This window comes from Vibrio sp. A11, assembly GCF_013048705.1.
Taxonomy (GTDB): domain Bacteria; phylum Pseudomonadota; class Gammaproteobacteria; order Enterobacterales; family Vibrionaceae; genus Vibrio; species Vibrio metschnikovii.
The window spans coordinates 184,643-201,520 of sequence record NZ_VHSI01000003.1; the positions used below are offsets into that span (position 1 = coordinate 184,643).

The window sequence follows — 16,878 nt, forward strand, 5'->3', positions numbered from 1 at the left end:
CACAATCTTCGTTTTAAAACATTGCTAAAAATTACATCACCTTTGCACTGTTTATACATACATTAACCGTGGTTTTTATTATGTCCATCGGCAACTTAAAAGGCAGATCCACAAACCCTAGATTTACGAATACTACCCGATAGGGCCAATAATAAGCGTGTTCGCAGGGGCTTTACTACTAAAAGTAAAGCTGCGACTTATAGAAGTATCCATCCTACGACCACACATTGATGAATAGCGATGTGGATAACCATAAGCTTCGCAACATAGCGCAAACGATGGGGGAAAGTCACCCATTCAGTGATTACAACTTCATTAAAAAAGAGCCGTTAGAAACGGCTCTTTTTATGTTCATTATTTTCGAAGTATTGGCTTACTTCTCTTTACCAAACACCGTATTCTCTTGCTCCAACACGCGGATAAAAGTCGTACGCTTAGTGAGCTCGCGAAGCTCCGATGCGCCTACGTAAGTGCAAGTTGATCGCACGCCACCGAGGATGTCTTGAATGGTACCGTGGACACTGCCGCGGTATGGCAATAATACGGTTTTACCTTCCGCAGCGCGGTAACCTGCTACGCCGCCAGAGTGCTTCTCCATCGCGCTCTTTGACGACATGCCGTAGAACTTCATGAAGGTTTCGCCGTCTTTCACCACCAGCTCACCGCCCGCTTCTTCATGACCGGCTAACATACCGCCTAGCATGACAAAATCAGCGCCGCCGCCAAAGGCTTTCGCCACATCGCCCGGACAAGCGCAGCCACCATCACCGATGATACGACCGCCTAAACCATGGGCAGCATCGGCACACTCAATGATCGCCGAGAGCTGAGGGTAACCCACGCCCGTTTTCACCCGTGTGGTACAAACCGAACCTGGACCAATACCAACTTTAACCATATCCGCGCCAGCGAGGATCAGCTCTTCACACATATCCCCTGTCACTACGTTACCCGCAGAAATCACTTTATCAGGGAAGGCCGCACGCACTTGCTGTACGTAATCGACCAAATGCTCTGAATAACCGTTAGCAATATCAATACAGATAAACAGCAGATCATCCGATAATGCCATAATATCTTGAGTTTTCTGGAAATCTTGCGGTGAAGTGCCGGTAGAAACCATCACCTTATTTAAGGTTTCACCATTCGCTGTTTGCACAAAGTCAGCCCAATCTTGCACTGTGTAGTGCTTATGAATCGCGGTCATGACCCCATGTTCAGCGAGAGCTTTCGCCATCGCGAAACTGCCTACCGAGTCCATGTTGGCGGCAATCACAGGCACGCCAGACCATTGACGGCCACTATGCTTGAAGGTAAAATCGCGGGTTAAGTTAACTTGAGAACGACTTTTGAGAGTAGAACGTTTCGGGCGAAACAGGACATCTTTAAAACCTAACTTAAGTTCTTGTTCGATACGCATGGTTATTTCCTTAGTTAATTCACTGTTTGTGCCTTAGCGCAAGGGTGCGGCATACCCAAGTTGGCAGACCTGAGTATGTTTCGGACACAAAAAAACCGGAGCGTTGGCAGACGCTCCGGTTTTCAGCATTATAGGGCGTGATTTCTTTCCGGCAAGTCTGATATTTCACTTTTTTTTGTGCTACGCTAGCGAAGATTTCATATCCTTTATCTAACGACATCCTCCCACACGCAAAAAAAGTCCATTAAACACGTTAAATCAACAAGTTAACACCAACTCTTCTAAATGTGTTTTATTTAACGCTTTGAGCAATAAAACCCGCCTGTGGCATTTTATGTTTGATCTTTAGTAAAAGTGTGATGGCAGACCTCGTTTGCAAACGGTTGCGACAACGGTTTCTTGAGATGAATGTGACTGAAACACTGGCTGAACCTCTCTATCCCAGAGAAAAAATGAGGTTTATTTTTATTACGATTAGGTTTATACCGAGAACAATGATACTCATTAGTGCGTACTATTTTGACTCGCCTGATCTTATTTGAGGAGACAGCACCATGATCAATGTCGCTTTTTTTAGCGCGAAAAACTACGATGAACTCTCTTTCAACCGATTTATTGACCCTCAGCAGCTCACCTTTCATTTTCATGATTTCCGTTTAACCCAAAAGACCGCACAAATGGCTAAAGATTGCCAAGTCGTTTGCGCTTTTGTAAATGATGAATTGGATGCAGAAGTGCTGCAAACACTTTATCAAGGTGGCACTCGTTTAATTGCCATGCGCTGCGCCGGTTTTGATAAAGTTGATTTGGCAGCAGCGAAACAATTAGGTTTACAGGTAGTGCGGGTCCCTGCCTATTCACCAGAAGCGGTGGCTGAGCATACCGTAGGCTTAATGATGTGCCTTAACCGTCGTTTTCATAAAGCCTACCAACGCACCAGAGAGGCGAACTTTTCTTTAGAAGGTTTAGTCGGCTTTAACTTTTATGGTAAAACCGTTGGGGTGATCGGTACGGGGAAAATTGGGGTTGCCACCATGCGGATTTTAAAAGGGCTTGGTATGACGGTGCTTTGCTACGACCCTTATCAAAATCCAGCCGCGCTTGAATTAGGGGCAAAATACGTCGAGCTGCCTGAGCTATACGCCAATAGTGATGTGATCACGTTGCACTGCCCCATGTCGAAAGAAAATTATCATCTGCTCAATGAGCAAGCGTTTGATCAAATGAAAGATAAAGTGATGATCATCAACACCAGTCGCGGAGAACTGCTTGATTCTGCGGCGGCAATTGAAGCGTTGAAACGTGGTCGTATAGGCTCATTAGGCTTAGATGTGTATGACAATGAGAAAGATCTGTTCTTCCAAGACAAATCTAATGATGTGATTGTTGATGATGTGTTCCGCCGTTTATCATCATGCCACAATGTACTCTTTACCGGACACCAAGCTTTCTTGACCGAAGATGCGTTAAATAATATCGCGCAAACCACATTAAATAATATTCTAGTATTTAGCCAAGGTAAGCTATCCGGCAATGAGTTGATCAACGATTAACTAAACGGCGTAAATGGGGAATGAGATCGCTCGCGATGAGCCCTCTTTCGCCATGCTCATGGGCGTTTTGGTCCGCCGCTTGACTGTGGATCAAAACCCCTACTTTAGCCGCATCAAACAAAGAGAGTCCTTGCGCAAGTAGGGAAGCTATCACCCCAGTCAACACATCCCCCATACCACCACTCGCCATGCCGGGATTACCCGCCAAGCATACATACAGGCTTTCCCCGTCATAGACTAAGGTACCAGCGCCTTTTAATACCACAACGCCGCCGTATTTTTGCTGTAAGGCGCGTGCGGCCTGAAAGCGATCGGCTTCGATAATTTCAACATCGGTCGCGAGCATTCTTGCGGCCTCTGCAGGGTGAGGTGTGATAATTCGCTGCTGATCGAAACAGGCGGATTGAGCGAGGAAATACAACGCATCCGCATCCATTATTTTCGGCTTATTGAGGCTTTGAACTTCTCTGATTAGCTGTTGCGCTTTTTCATCTCGTCCTAAACCAGGACCAATGGCAACCACGCTGCACCATGCTAAACGTTGTTCAAGCAAACTGGCATCCGACCAACTGGCGACCATCACCTCAGGGCAACTGACCAACATCGCTGTGGTATTTCCGGGGTGAACCAAGGCTGCGTTCAGACCACTTCCCGTTCGTACACAAGCCTGCGCGGCTAAAATGGCGGCGCCCCCCATACCACTATTACCACCAATAAAGAGCGCCTTACCATGCAAACCTTTATGAGCGGTCCTTGATCTGGGCTGTAAGTAACGCTGAGGTGACTTGACATCGATAGCTTTCAGCGTAGGGCTATTTTGCGCATTAAAAGCTTCTTCGATGCCTAACCCTGCAAAATGCAGATGGCCAACATAATCCCTCGCTTCCCCTGTCACTAAACCTTGTTTTAAGCCGACAAAACTCACCGTATGCTGCGCATAAATAGCACAACCAAGCGCACATCCTGTCAAAGCGCATAAACCCGATGGCACATCAATCGCAACGACAGGGGCGGAATGGTCATTAATCGTCTCGATCACCGCTTGCAATTTAGGACGAACGGCTCCCTTAATACCAATGCCTAGTAATCCATCAATAATCACATCGATATGATCTGGAATAGTATCGCTACAAGGAAAAACTTCTCCGCCACTATCTAACCAGTGATAATAAGCTTTTCGTGCATCATCACGTAAACATTCAGGATCGCCGAACTGCCATACCGTGACTTGAATACCCACCGATTGAGCCAGCCGTGCAACAATATAACCATCGCCACCATTATTGCCGCTGCCACAACACACTAACCAGTGATGAGAAGCCGGATACTGAGCTAAAGCAATGGTAAATACCGCTTGGCCAGCACGCTCCATCAACCGAAACATTTCTAAACCTTGCGCCTTAGCGGCTAACTGTTCACCTTGTTTGACTTGCTGTGGGGTATAAAAAAGTCTGGGCAAAGGCATGATAATTTTCCTACAACACTAGATAAGACACATCGCGTTAACTTACTGTCGAGATTGTAAAGAGGCCAACGCCTCGGTGGTCGCATCTTGAATAGACAGAAAAAGAGAATTGATTTTTCCTGTCGGCGTACGCATCGGGTTAAGAGTGATATTTTGGTACATAAAATCCGCTTGTTGGGTAATGGGCCGGACATTACGACACTTGAAGAGATAAGGGCGCTGCTGCCAAGTGATGAAACTGCGACAGCCTAAGTCATAAACGGGCTTGGTTTTTAATTTAAACCAGTCTGACGGGATTTCAGGAAAAATAGTAAAGATAGATTTGCCAATCACATCATGACCATGCTTACCACTGTGATGGGTCATAAACCCATTCCATACCTGTACTTCGTAGTCTCGATTTAAGACGATTAATCCCATATCAACGTTCTGGACCATGTCCACCATCCAGTGGAATTGCTCAAATTCAGCAGGGAGAGAAAGCATTAAAAATCCTCCATTAGATAAGCCAGTTTATTATCGAGCAACGGCAACGACTCATCGACAAACATAAACAGCAGATCACAACGAATTGAGGTGCCTTCAATATTATAGCTGACCTCAAAAGTCATGGTTTTGGTAAATGAACCTGCGGTTGATTGAATCACCGAGTCTATCGAAATATGTTGACCAAGTAAGACGGGCGAGCTTTGAAAAAAGCGCACCTCCGATTGTTGACCGAGCCCATTAAGAAATGAGCCGACCAAAATATTCGAAACGTCCATTAATAATTCAAGCTCTTCCAACTCTTCGCTGTCCACCGGGACTTTCATTAATTTTTTTAAATCCGCGACACTGGAATCACTGAGTAACACCAAAGCCTCTCCAGCAATCCCTTCGCCACTAAAGCCCTGACAAACACCAGAAACCTGAACATTATCGGCCAGATCACGCAAAGCCATATGCAGTTCACTGACTTCTAAGATATTGATATTAGGTAAAGGTAACTCAACAAACACATCAAAATGGCGTGCCAACGCGTCGGCCGCTTGACCAATCGATACGTTAGCCACTTCCATGTAAACATCACGACGCCGTAAGATAGGCAGATCAATCGAAACTGGCGTGACAATACGCGGCTGCGTCGGCGGCTCAACCAGCTCACGCAGAACATCGTTTAAGATCGTTTTATCAATAGGTTTTTGAATAAATGCGCGAGCACCGAGCGCCATCACTCGCTCTTTGGCTTTGGGTTGGATGTCACCAGAGACCACCACCACGGGAGTCTGATCACCACGCGCTCGCATCGCTTCAAGCGTTTCAAAACCATCTAACTCTGGCATGGTTAAATCTAAGAACATTAACTTAAACGAGTGCTTATCAAGCTGCTCCAATGCATCAACACCGTGTACAGCAAAGGTGATGTCTGCATTCAACGAAGCGGGTAAAGAGCGAGCCATTTGTTTTCGGGCTAATGCAGAATCATCGCAGATCAACACTGGGTAAGACATACCACCACCTATTGTTAGCTTTTATTAATTAAAAGTGTATACCCAAATCGAATCAGCGTACTAGGTTATCGTGATTTAATTATTGATAAATGGCACTTTTTAAAAACCATTTGATGACGTTACTCGATACGGTGAAGTCATATAGCCAAGCTATCCGTAAGCTTAACATCACGATTTAGTCATTGGCGAAGGAGCGGCCCGTTGACGGGAGCGAAGATAAAAGCCTAATGACGTCGCCGCGATAGAGAAAATTAAATACGAGAGTGCAAAGATCGCAGGAGAAGTCATCCAACCCATCGCCATCCCCCAAACGACACCAATAATGGTGATCGCAAACTTAAATAGTAAACCGCAAAAAAGCAGCAGTAATCCTTGTTCGGGAAATCGTGCGCGACTAAACGCCAAACCATAACACCCGGCGACGGCCGTGATAGCAGTAAGAGAACCAAGTAATAACGAAGGAAAGTGCTCGGCGGAGGCGAGAATAGCGACGAATAAAGAGACCGCAGCAATGATTAATATTTTCATCGTGGCCTACCTTAGTGAAAGGAGGAAATATGCCGCTAAAATGAGGCCGTTCTACTCACCTCGACCCACACCTCATATTAACGCTTTATTATGTACGCATTTGCATAATAAAAGACAAGGTTGATCATTGAACTCTTGAGGTTAGCTCACAGAGCCATTTTCGCGCTATAGCGATAACAAGCCTTTCTTTAACAAGCAATAAACGCTCAAAGATTCCCCCCATACTGGAGCTAAAAGTGAACTGAGTACATGATCAATTACACAGAAATGACACCTAGAGCAAAAAATAATTAAAACTCTTGCAATTCATCGCAAGTTCCAATTGACAACGATACAGATTGATCTAGACTCACTGACAGCTAGAAATGAAGTTCGTTGTATACACATTGTTTCGTTGGATTCCTTGTAACTCCCGTCGTGTCGTACGCAATAGCAAGCTACTTTTCCATGCTATCCGTGCCGAATTCGGCCTATATACAAAATGTTTTTTAGGATTTTTACTATGTCTACTCCTGTTACTGGTACCGTTAAATGGTTCAACGAAACTAAAGGTTTCGGCTTCATTAAACAAGAAAACGGTCCTGACGTTTTTGCTCATTTCAGTGCTATCCAAAGTGAAGGTTTCCGCACTTTGGCTGAAGGCCAAAAAGTTGAGTTTGTGATCACACAAGGTCAAAAAGGCCCTCAAGCTGAAAGCATCAAAGTCCTGTAATAGACGAACCTAATACTTAATAGCCAGCTTTTTAGCTGGCTATTTTCATTTTATATTCTCATATCTTAACGATTCAGCTCGGCATGAGGGCCAAACACTTCATAATGAATCCGTTCCGCATCAACGCCTAAACTCATCAACTGTTTGACTATATTTTCCATAAAACCAAGTGGACCACAGAGATAATAATCCCCATCATTAATTGGCAAAGTGACGGCTGATAAATCCATTTGACCAGTATGCGTGTTAGCGCCTTCACCACGTAAATACCAAACCTGCTGTTGCCATTCTTTGCCTGAGGTTTGCTGGGCTGCGATGAGTGTCGCCGTTTCTTCTAAAAAGGTGTGTTGTTGTCGATCATGACAAGCGTATAAATAATGAACCCGATTTTTATCCTGCTCGGCAAGAGTCTGTAACATCGCTTGCATCGGAGTAACACCGACGCCAGCAGAAATAAGTACCACTGGACGCTGACGCTCAACGTAGTAAAAATCACCCGCTGGCGCATATAGAGCAACCGAGTCGCCAACTTGAACGTTATCGTGCAAATAGTGCGAGACTACCCCTGCGTTTTGATTGTCCGCTCCTTCACGCTTAACCGATATCCGGTAATACTCGCCGTTTGTCGCGTGAGATAACGAATATTGGCGGATTTCTTGATATCGATGCCCCGCAGGTTTCACTTCTAATCCTATATACTGACCTGCTTGATGAGCAAGTACTGGTAAACCATCTTTGGGTTTTAGGATAAAACTGGTCACCAATAATGATTCTGGACGCTTTTCTGCAACAATAAACTCGCGTGCATTAGACCAACCGCCGATCGCTTGTTTACGCTGTAAATAGAGCTCACCTTCTCGATCAATAAAAATTTGTGCTAAGAAGAGATAGGCTTCTGTCCACGCTTGTTCTACTTCGCTCGTAAAGGCCTCTGGTGCTAACTCTCGTAATGTTTCAATCAAATGATGACCAACGATTTGATAATGATCCGGTTGGATATTAAAACTAGTATGTTTATGAGCGATACGTTCAACAGCGCTAGTGAGAGCCGCTAAGTTATCGATATTTTTAGCGTAAGCGGCGACAGCACTAAACAGAGCAACACTTTGGCGACCTGTTTTTTGATGGGTCATATTAAAAATATCTTTTAATTCAGGGTTATGAGTAAACATACGCTGATAAAAATGGGCCGTAAGTGCGGGTCCTGCAGATTCTAGTAAAGGAATCGTACTTTTAATGATTGCGATAGTATGGTTGTTGAGCATAAATCGACGTCTCCTGATATAAGATAATTGAAAATAAACTGACTTCCACTATCCCATTGCAGGTTCAATGCCAAAAATTAACTTATTGTTATTAAAAGATAATTACACAGACATCTATAAAATCATGTCAAATTAACTTCTTTTAAATTGGTCATTTTGACTCTATCATGTCCAAAAGGAGCGATGACCATGCAAGATTTTTCTGTTTCCACCGTAGTAGACATGACGATTGGCTTAGCCAGCGGTATTAACGATCAAGATCGTTTTCATCGCTTATTGGATGCGATTCGCAAGACCATTCAATGTGACTGTGTGGTGTTGATGTCACGGCAAAATGACACCCTTATTCCACTAGCGATGCAAGGCTTAACCAGAGATACACTGGGGCGGCGTTTTATCATCTCAGAGCACCCGAGACTGGATATTATTTGCCAATCGAGCTCTCCAGTGCGATTCGGAGCCGACTGCCCACTCCCCGATCCTTTTGATGGTTTACTGATGGAGCATGACGATGATCTGCCTATTCACGCTTGTATGGGCCTACCTTTACTCTTTGGCGATGCATTATTAGGTGTTCTGACCCTCGATAGCCTCACCCCCAATGCTTTTGATGACATACCCATGCGCAGTCTAGAGGCTTTAGCGGCGATCGCGGCCTCAACATTGAAGTTAGCATTGACTCTCTCACAACTGGAAGCTCAGGCTAAATATAGCCAGCAGCGTCTAGAAGCCCTCAACGAAGATGTCTGGCAACGAGAAAAAGGGGACATCATTGGCAATAGTGATGCTATACGGATCATGATGTCGGATATCCACGTTGTCGCTCCCTCCGATCTCACCATTATGATTCATGGTGAAACAGGAGTCGGAAAAGAGTTGGTTGCGCGTACCATTCACCAGCTATCTGCTCGCAAACACCAACCTATGGTCTATGTGAACTGTGCGGCTATCCCTGAAAATTTAGTCGAAAGTGAGCTATTTGGGCATGTAAAAGGCGCTTTTACCGGCGCTGAACGTCATCGAATGGGGAAATTTGCTTTAGCCGATGAGGGAACGTTATTTTTAGATGAGATTGGCGAGTTGCCTTTATTAGCGCAAAGTAAATTACTGCGTGTATTACAAAACAATGAGATTCAACCTGTCGGTCAAGATACGGTACAAACCGTCAATGTTCGTATTCTCGCCGCAACGAATCGGGATTTAAAACAAGAGGTTCAAGCCGGTCGTTTTCGAGCCGATCTTTACCATCGATTAAGTGTTTACCCAATTTCGGTCCCCCCACTTCGTGAGCGCACCGGTGATATAGCCTTATTAGTCGGGTACTTTCTGGAACAAACCCGGCGTAAACTCGGTATCGTGCAATTAAAAATCGCCGCCCCAGCGCTCAGTTACCTGATCCATTATTCATGGCCTGGCAATGTTCGAGAGTTAGAGCATGTCATTAATCGTTCCGCACTCAAAGCTCGCGCCCTAAAGCCTAACCAATCTTTAGTGACCATTGATTTAATGGAAATAGGAACTCTCGATGAATCTTTAATCGCGATTCATCCTCCACAAGCTTGTGCCGAGCAAGCTGTCAGGGCGTCAGATCAGGAATCATTAGGCTTACGCACTGCAACCGATTCGTTTCAACGTCAATTGATCTGTCAAACTTTGGAGGAAGCAGAATACAACTGGGCTCAAGCGGCACGAAGACTCGATGTGGATCGTGCCAACTTAACTCGTCTTGCCAAACGACTCGGCATACAACTGCACAGAAACCACAGTATTGAATAACTTGACGCGTTAACTCTCAGTCTCTTGGGCGGGTTCTTGCGCTACGGCTGGCTCAGGTGGAAAAGCTTTTTCATACGCCTCCATAAAATCTCGGCGGATCAATTGCTCTAATTGGTTCGCTTTATCGGTTGGGCAAAAGATCATAAAGTGCACCACTTGCTCGCCCGCCCCTGCACTGGAAATTTCAATGTGCGGCTCAGCACTGGGTAAATCAACGCCAGCATGTTTCTCAATCATATTGTTATAACGCCGAGCGACATCAATAAAATGAGCAAAATGCGTTTCCATTCGCTGATACATGATCGGTAACAAGGGATACAAATTGACGAATCGGGGCACAATAATGGTGAAGTTATGGAAGACATAACGCTTCATAAAGTTTAAATTTTTCACTGGGTAAGTAAAAAACATACTGTTAGGTAGCGTCGCCGTTTTGCCTGTGTAATGGTATTGACCATGCTGCAAATCAATCTCTTGAATGACGGTCGCCATCATGTTGTGCTCAATCACTTCACCACACAGTTTGCCCACTTCTATCCAATCCCCCATACGAAATGAGCGAGAACTGGCGCGTTGAATAGAGCCGGTGAAACAAAGAATGATCTCTTTTGAAGCCACGACAATGGCGATGGCAATCGCGGTTACCGATAGTGCAAACTGACTGATCTCTGATTTCCAGAGTAAAAATAAAATTAAAATGGTGGCAACAAAAGCACCATTTTTGGTCCGTGACATCCATTTACGCTGCTCTTCAGTCAAAAAAGAGACTTCACCACGAATTTGCGATAGCACTAACCGTTTTAGTGCCATGATCAAGAAAATAATAAGTAGCGTTAATATCAACTTATTTTCTTGTAAAAACGCAATGGCGACGTAGAGATGTTGCATGGTAAAAATTCCTAATCCATTATCTTTTTTATTGAGTGTTTTATACCGTATTGATGGTCTTATGCCTACATGAAGTTGCTTAGGCACCCAAAAACCATAAAAAAACGCTAAAGCGATCCCTTAGCGTTGATTGACAACAAACCTTTATGCGTAACGCTGTGCGGTTTTCTCTGCTAATTTCACAATCACTTGAACCGCTTTCTCCATTCCCTCAATAGTAATAAACTCATGAATACCATGGAAGTTATAGCCGCCAGTAAAAAGGTTCGGGCAAGGTAATCCCATAAAAGATAAACGCGCACCATCTGTTCCACCACGGATAGGCTTAATGATTGGCGAGATACCACACTCAAGCATCGCGGATTGGGCTAATTCAATGATATGTGGGTGCACCATCACTTGCTCTTTCATATTCGCATACTGATCCGTTATGACTAATTCAATATGGCCTTTAGCCAAACGTTGATTAAGCCGTTGTACTTGTTGCTGCATAAATGCTTTACGATCGGCAAAACCTTGACGTGAAAAATCACGAATTAAGTAATCTAACTGTGATAATGCAACGCTCATCTTAGCGGATTTAAGATGATAAAAACCTTGATAGCCATCGGTATGCTCTGGTGTCTCTTGCATCGGCATCATGGCAATGAAGTCACTGGCGAGATACATCGAATTCACCATCTTATTCTTCGCCGTTCCAGGATGAACATTAACACCGTGGCAAATAACCTGAGCGGTGGCTGCATAGAAGTTTTCAAACTCCAGCTCCCCGACAGGACCACCATCAACGGTGTAGGCCCACTCTGCTGCGAACTTTTGCCGATTAAAATGATCAGCACCACGACCAATTTCTTCATCAGGAGTGAAAGCGATGTAAATATCACCGTGAGGAATGGAAGGATCGGCAATCAGCATCTCAATGGCGGTAATGATTTCGGCAATGCCTGCCTTATTATCAGCGCCGAGCAAGGTATGGCCATCGGTCGTGATTAAGTGCTCACCGTGAAGTTGATGCAGCTCTGGATATTGAATCGGTGAGAGAATTTCATCGCCTTTACCAAGAGCAATGTCTCCCCCTTGATAATGTTCGACAATTTGCGGTTTGACGTGTTTACCTGAAGCGTCTGGTGCCGTATCTAAATGAGCGATAAACCCGATGGCAGGAACCGTATACTGAACATTAGAAGGCAAGCAGGCCATTACATAGCCGTATTCATCCACACTCGCCTCACTCAATCCGATTTGCTGTAATTCTTCAACAAGGTGCCGCGCAAAAACCATTTGCCCACTGGAGCTGGGCGTGTGCGTATTTTTCGGCTTAGATTGGGTATCATAAGTCACATAGCGTAAAAAACGATCAACAAGATTCTGCATAGTAAATACTCACTATTCGGCAAGGCAATTAAAAACGTATACAACATCAAAGCCCATCTTCGCCCAATAGACGGAGACGATGTGGCTTGATACGCTACTGATTACTTTTGATAGTACGTCTTTGCTAATAAGATAACTTGCTATAAATCAGTTTTTAGTGGATTAGTCACAGGGGATGAATGAGTCAATGAGAGAGAAAGATCAGAAAAAAATGAGAGACTGCTCCAGAAAAAACCATAAAATGTACATTTATTGAGCCGCTCATTGGCGTTTTTCGTCATCATCACTAGAATAATAAGGTAACTCGCTTCTGGTTAATGCACAGATATTAACGATTCAAACGGCTTAAACTCTCTAAACATCTCGCTAACGACGTCTTGCCTCTTGATATCAACTTATCGATTCAAGAGGCGCTTTTTTCATCAAAAGAATACCATTCATCCACTAGCGCTGAAGCACTAGCATTCGGCTGCTCATTGCTGGCGTTTCAATAGTCGTCATACTACCTTGGGCTTCAAACGTCTCACCAGTGTAGAGATCGTACAATCCATGCGTCCATTGCTTAAGCTCAACGGATTGACTACGAGCCGATTTATTGATGATCACGACCCCTTGTTCACCTCGGCGAAAGACCAATAGATCATCACTGGCTTCGATAGGTAACATGGGTAGCCCATGCATTTGATTATGAAAGGCAATCCCAGCCAAAATCTTAGGATCACACCAAGCATTCTGCCAACGCGGTTTTCCATTACGAGCACAGAGTCCACTGGGGTTTAAATCCGTGTAGATCAACGGTACTCCGCCATCTCTACCAAGAATATAGCTATACGCCAGCGACTCTAACGTTTCTGACATCACGAGATCCATAAACACATCGTTATTAGGAATATCATGAGTGATAGCAAAGGTGATAGCGCGCTCTTTCGATAACGCTTCACCAAAACAGTAGGGGTCAATTAACGCCTTTAAACTGCCTTTCGGCTGTAACGCATTAAAGACGGTCTGAAATAAGGGGAAGTCATAAGCTCCCAAACGGGTTTGCTCTAAATAGGGCTCTAAAAACAGTTTATATTCCGCTTTGGTCGCTCCACCATCGGTGATGATCTCGCCAAAAATATGCACATCATGAGTGATCTCTTCACTCCATACACGCTTGAGATGCTCAATGGTCATATGCTTGGCAGCATCAATCCGAAACCCTTTCACGCCCATTGCTTTTAGCGCCAACAGATAGGCTTGCTGCTGTGCAACGACATGAGGATTATCACGTAATGTAGGTAAACCTGCATCATGTGGACCACCTGAAATACGTCCGTTTTGCACTTGCCATTTATCTTGCCAATCTTTAATACCAAAGGCTTCGACAAAATCATCTTCGGTAAACAGGGGTTGAGATAAGTCACCAAACAAACGTTGTTGTTGGTAATACTCATCACGCTGAGCATAGTCGTTAAGATCGTCATCACTTGGATATTGTAAGTCCAAGCGATGGGTTGATTCATTGGCCATGTGATTAAATACCACATCAGCATACACCCATAAACCCAGCGCTTCTAAACTCGTAACCATCGCTTGAAACGTGCTGGTATTGCCCAATTGATTATCAATCACTCGATAATCTTGTGGTTGATAACGCTGCCACCAAGGAGTACCACTCGGTTGTTGGTAAGACTTCATCGGCGGTGAAACTAGTACGGCTTTATAGCCTGCTTTGGCAATCTTTGACGCATGCTCGGTGACTTTGGCATAAGGCCAATCAAAAACATGTAAAATGACATCCGTCGGCTGAGAACTGATCATCTTGAATACTCCTGTTTATCTAGCCAGCGAAAGAAAACTTAAAAAATCAATGAATGCAGCTCGCTAGAACAATTCGATTATAGTGACCATGATTATAGGTTGCTGGAGCAAAGCGCCATCCCCCTTTATGGAATTATTGATGGTGGAGACCCAAGGCGTAGAATCACGCTTTCGCTAGGCAACGAAATGTTTAGGATGGATTAAAAAACCGTCAAGAAATCACATTTGCTCGTCGTACGGTATAGGCAGAAAATCACAAAGGCAGTAAAGCGCCTTTGTGATTGAATAAAAAAAGAAAATTAGTGTACAGGGGCATCACTGGCAGCAAAAAACGGCCCAAAATGTTGCTCTAATATTTCTGGAGTTAGTTCACCAGCCGCTTCTAAACGCTTAAATTCAGCCACCAAAGCACGCTGTTCTTCCAAACTTGGTAGTGGTGTTTCAGGTTGGTCGCTAAGCTGAGCGGTCATGTTCTCTAACTCTTGTTCAATATCTTTCATAGTATGCCTCTTCAATTAAAAACCTTGTAGTCTACTTAAGTCACCACAAGGTAGCTAGACTACGTTAGAGTTTAAAGTTACTCACCATCGAATCAAGACGCTGCGATAAGTCACTTAACTCTTGGCTCGCTTGAGCGAGTTGCTCTGCCGTCACCGTCGTTTTCTCATTCACAACATTAATTTCTTCAACATTGCTATTAATGGTGTAAACAACCGTCGATTGCTCTTCTGTCGCCGTAGCAACTTGAGTATTTCTATCAGTAATGTCTCGAATCTTCAGTAAAATGATTTCTAATTCTTGAGCGGCTGATTGGGTAAATTCAACCCCCTCGGCTGAAACGCTTCTCCCCGTTTCCATTGCTTGTACCGCCGCTTTCGCATCAGCTTGTAGTTGATGAATCATAGTTTGTATTTCTTCGGTCGAGCTTGCCGTACGACTGGCTAAATTACGAACCTCATCGGCAACCACCGCAAAACCCCGACCTTGATCGCCTGCACGCGCAGCTTCGATTGCTGCGTTCAATGCTAATAAATTGGTTTGATCAGAGATGTCTCGGATCACATCTAAAATACTACCTATATCTTGGGTTTTCTTCGCCAACTGTCCAACCACTTCACCGGTATTCATGATATCAGTAGCTAAACGATCAATGGTGTTTTTAGCTTGAGTGATCACTTTTTTGCCTTGTAGCGTGCTGGTTGCCGCCTCATTAGCGGTTTCAGCAGCGGTAGCAGCATTGGCGGCAATTTCACTAATTGTCGAACCCATTTGATTCATCGCTGTCACCACTTGAACCGTTTGTTCACGCTGATGTTGGTTATTATCAAACGTGGTCTGCGATTTGTTCGACACATTCGCAGCGGCATGATGCAACGCTCGACTCGTCGCAGAAACCTCTTTCATCGATTGATGAATTTTATCGATAAAACCATTAAATCCTTGTGATAACTGAGCAATTTCATCGGTGCCCTCAATCTCAATACGTTGAGACAGGTCGCCATCACCTTGTCCAAGATCGGTAAATCGTTGAGCGATCTGACGGATAGGCTTGGCGATACTGTTGGCCAAAATAATCCCCACAACAATGAACCCTCCAGCCACCATCAAGGTTAATAATATCATCCGTTGTCCCATGCTATTCAGATCAGCAAAAACCTCTCGAACAGGCACAGAAGCAACGACAAACCAATCCATACTCGGGATATAGAGACTGGCAACAAATACCTCTTCACCACTGTCTTGAGCCGTCATTAAATTAAAGGTTGATTTATTAAGTAGAGATGAAGCTTGTGGCCCATAAATATGGCTTAATGAACGTTGATGTTTATCATTTTGATGATGAACTTGAATCTCACCCTGAGCATTAGCCAGATAAACAAAGCCGGTTTGTTCAATTTTAAAACTGGTCAATAAACGTACCATGTCATCCATTGATTTAGACAAACCTGACATACTAATCCCATTGACAATTTGGTAGTTAGCAAACAGTTTCACCTCACCAATCGGCTCTCTAAACATACTGACCATCGTTGGCTGTTGAGAGTCCGTGAAACCAAAAAACCAGCCATCTTGCTGACGATTCAATTGGCGGAGAAATCCATTTTGATTCCAATAAAAAGCCGTTTCTCGATTCGCCACTGAAGCATCATCTAAACGGTATTGCTGACGAATATTGTTGAGCTGAAGAACAAGCTGAGCTTCTTGCTCTGCATTTCTATCGGTGGTCGCAATCACTTCTTGAATAAACACATTGTTTGCAATCTGTTGAGAAGCTTGCAATAGGGTACTAACGTCTCGATCAATTTGTTCCGCAATTCGATGCAGCATCGTTGGGAGCTCAATATCAACCAAACGGTGCTCTAGTGTCTGCCTAGCTTGATGCTGAGCCATTAAACCAAGAATGGTCGTCGACGCTAAAACGGCTAGCGTCATACCGAGCACAACCTTACTTTTTATGGTCATGTTTTTGAATGTAAACATAGTACAACCTTATATAGATATCCCTTCAGGGGGTAGAACCAACATTATCAAGTCAGGAGTATAATAGAATCGGCAACCAATTCATATTTACGCATATCTCACCATAATGGTAAGCCTTCAATT

General features: G+C 44.2%; 14 protein-coding genes. 3 read left to right on the top strand and 11 right to left on the bottom strand.

From position 1 onward, the window contains the following. Positions 1–373: 373 nt before the first annotated feature. Positions 374–1,420 (bottom strand): GMP reductase, encoded by a 1,047-nt coding sequence (locus FKQ60_RS05135; RefSeq protein WP_170906133.1) that lies wholly within the window; start codon positions 1,418–1,420, stop codon positions 374–376. Positions 1,421–1,974: 554 nt separating this feature from the next. Here FKQ60_RS05135 and FKQ60_RS05140 point away from each other — a divergent pair. Then, a complete protein-coding gene (locus FKQ60_RS05140; protein ID WP_154170882.1) occupies positions 1,975–2,973 on the top strand; it encodes a 2-hydroxyacid dehydrogenase in 999 nt (332 codons plus the stop codon). On the opposite strand, the gene FKQ60_RS05145 is transcribed toward FKQ60_RS05140, so the two are convergent. From FKQ60_RS05145 to FKQ60_RS05160, 4 genes are all read right to left on the bottom strand, one after another. Further along, a complete protein-coding gene (locus tag FKQ60_RS05145; protein WP_170906134.1) occupies positions 2,963–4,438 on the bottom strand; it encodes an NAD(P)H-hydrate dehydratase in 1,476 nt (491 codons plus the stop codon). The two genes, FKQ60_RS05140 and FKQ60_RS05145, sit on opposite strands and share 11 nt — an antisense overlap. Positions 4,439–4,480: 42 nt before the next feature. Then, positions 4,481–4,924: a diguanylate cyclase gene (locus FKQ60_RS05150; protein ID WP_040905259.1), complete on the bottom strand. Its 444-nt coding sequence runs from the start codon at positions 4,922–4,924 to the stop codon at positions 4,481–4,483. After that, complete coding sequence (locus FKQ60_RS05155) at positions 4,924–5,928, bottom strand: response regulator (protein WP_154170880.1); 1,005 nt, start codon at positions 5,926–5,928, stop codon at positions 4,924–4,926. Before FKQ60_RS05155 ends, FKQ60_RS05150 begins: the two co-directional genes overlap by 1 nt. A gap of 168 nt (positions 5,929–6,096) precedes the next feature. Further along, positions 6,097–6,456 carry an NADH:ubiquinone oxidoreductase gene (locus FKQ60_RS05160; protein ID WP_154170879.1) on the bottom strand — a complete coding sequence of 120 codons (360 nt, stop codon included), beginning with the start codon at positions 6,454–6,456 and terminating at the stop codon, positions 6,097–6,099. 502 nt (positions 6,457–6,958) lie between these two features. Between FKQ60_RS05160 and FKQ60_RS05165 the strand changes: the two genes are divergently transcribed. Further along, positions 6,959–7,168, top strand: a complete 210-nt coding sequence (locus tag FKQ60_RS05165; protein WP_004396923.1) for a cold-shock protein — start codon at positions 6,959–6,961, stop codon at positions 7,166–7,168. Between the two features lie 65 nt (positions 7,169–7,233). Here FKQ60_RS05165 and hmpA read toward each other — a convergent pair whose 3' ends face one another. Further along, complete coding sequence (hmpA, locus tag FKQ60_RS05170) at positions 7,234–8,433, bottom strand: NO-inducible flavohemoprotein (RefSeq protein WP_170906135.1); 1,200 nt, start codon at positions 8,431–8,433, stop codon at positions 7,234–7,236. Between the two features lie 189 nt (positions 8,434–8,622). Between hmpA and norR the strand changes: the two genes are divergently transcribed. After that, positions 8,623–10,209 (top strand): nitric oxide reductase transcriptional regulator NorR, encoded by a 1,587-nt coding sequence (gene norR, locus FKQ60_RS05175; protein WP_170906136.1) that lies wholly within the window; start codon positions 8,623–8,625, stop codon positions 10,207–10,209. 9 nt (positions 10,210–10,218) lie between these two features. On the opposite strand, the gene FKQ60_RS05180 is transcribed toward norR, so the two are convergent. The 5 genes from FKQ60_RS05180 to FKQ60_RS05200 all read right to left on the bottom strand — a co-directional run bounded on the left by FKQ60_RS05180 (position 10,219) and on the right by FKQ60_RS05200 (position 16,755). Next, the gene (locus tag FKQ60_RS05180) at positions 10,219–11,097 is read right to left on the bottom strand and encodes a mechanosensitive ion channel family protein (RefSeq protein WP_161429828.1); all 879 of its coding nucleotides are present in this window, start codon (positions 11,095–11,097) and stop codon (positions 10,219–10,221) included. A gap of 144 nt (positions 11,098–11,241) precedes the next feature. Further along, the gene (gene pepT / locus FKQ60_RS05185; RefSeq protein WP_170906137.1) at positions 11,242–12,471 is read right to left on the bottom strand and encodes a peptidase T; all 1,230 of its coding nucleotides are present in this window, start codon (positions 12,469–12,471) and stop codon (positions 11,242–11,244) included. 444 nt (positions 12,472–12,915) lie between these two features. Further along, entirely contained in the window at positions 12,916–14,274 is a 1,359-nt protein-coding gene (locus tag FKQ60_RS05190) for an alpha-amylase family protein (protein ID WP_170906138.1), read from the bottom strand. Between the two features lie 299 nt (positions 14,275–14,573). Then, positions 14,574–14,774 carry a restriction endonuclease subunit S gene (locus FKQ60_RS05195; protein ID WP_154170874.1) on the bottom strand — a complete coding sequence of 67 codons (201 nt, stop codon included), beginning with the start codon at positions 14,772–14,774 and terminating at the stop codon, positions 14,574–14,576. 64 nt (positions 14,775–14,838) lie between these two features. Then, positions 14,839–16,755: a methyl-accepting chemotaxis protein gene (locus tag FKQ60_RS05200; protein ID WP_170906139.1), complete on the bottom strand. Its 1,917-nt coding sequence runs from the start codon at positions 16,753–16,755 to the stop codon at positions 14,839–14,841. Positions 16,756–16,878 lie beyond the last annotated feature (123 nt).

Excerpts from the sequence above, each read along its gene's own strand:
- FKQ60_RS05135 (WP_170906133.1), bottom strand. The coding sequence starts at position 1,420 with ATGCGTATCGAACAAGAACTTAAGTTAGGTTTTAAAGATGTCCTGTTT.
- FKQ60_RS05140 (WP_154170882.1), top strand. The coding sequence starts at position 1,975 with ATGATCAATGTCGCTTTTTTTAGCGCGAAAAACTACGATGAACTCTCT.
- FKQ60_RS05145 (WP_170906134.1), bottom strand. The coding sequence starts at position 4,438 with ATGCCTTTGCCCAGACTTTTTTATACCCCACAGCAAGTCAAACAAGGT.
- FKQ60_RS05150 (WP_040905259.1), bottom strand. The coding sequence starts at position 4,924 with ATGCTTTCTCTCCCTGCTGAATTTGAGCAATTCCACTGGATGGTGGAC.
- FKQ60_RS05155 (WP_154170880.1), bottom strand. The coding sequence starts at position 5,928 with ATGTCTTACCCAGTGTTGATCTGCGATGATTCTGCATTAGCCCGAAAA.
- FKQ60_RS05160 (WP_154170879.1), bottom strand. The coding sequence starts at position 6,456 with ATGAAAATATTAATCATTGCTGCGGTCTCTTTATTCGTCGCTATTCTC.
- FKQ60_RS05165 (WP_004396923.1), top strand. The coding sequence starts at position 6,959 with ATGTCTACTCCTGTTACTGGTACCGTTAAATGGTTCAACGAAACTAAA.
- hmpA (WP_170906135.1), bottom strand. The coding sequence starts at position 8,433 with ATGCTCAACAACCATACTATCGCAATCATTAAAAGTACGATTCCTTTA.
- norR (WP_170906136.1), top strand. The coding sequence starts at position 8,623 with ATGCAAGATTTTTCTGTTTCCACCGTAGTAGACATGACGATTGGCTTA.
- FKQ60_RS05180 (WP_161429828.1), bottom strand. The coding sequence starts at position 11,097 with ATGCAACATCTCTACGTCGCCATTGCGTTTTTACAAGAAAATAAGTTG.
- pepT (WP_170906137.1), bottom strand. The coding sequence starts at position 12,471 with ATGCAGAATCTTGTTGATCGTTTTTTACGCTATGTGACTTATGATACC.
- FKQ60_RS05190 (WP_170906138.1), bottom strand. The coding sequence starts at position 14,274 with ATGATCAGTTCTCAGCCGACGGATGTCATTTTACATGTTTTTGATTGG.
- FKQ60_RS05195 (WP_154170874.1), bottom strand. The coding sequence starts at position 14,774 with ATGAAAGATATTGAACAAGAGTTAGAGAACATGACCGCTCAGCTTAGC.
- FKQ60_RS05200 (WP_170906139.1), bottom strand. The coding sequence starts at position 16,755 with ATGTTTACATTCAAAAACATGACCATAAAAAGTAAGGTTGTGCTCGGT.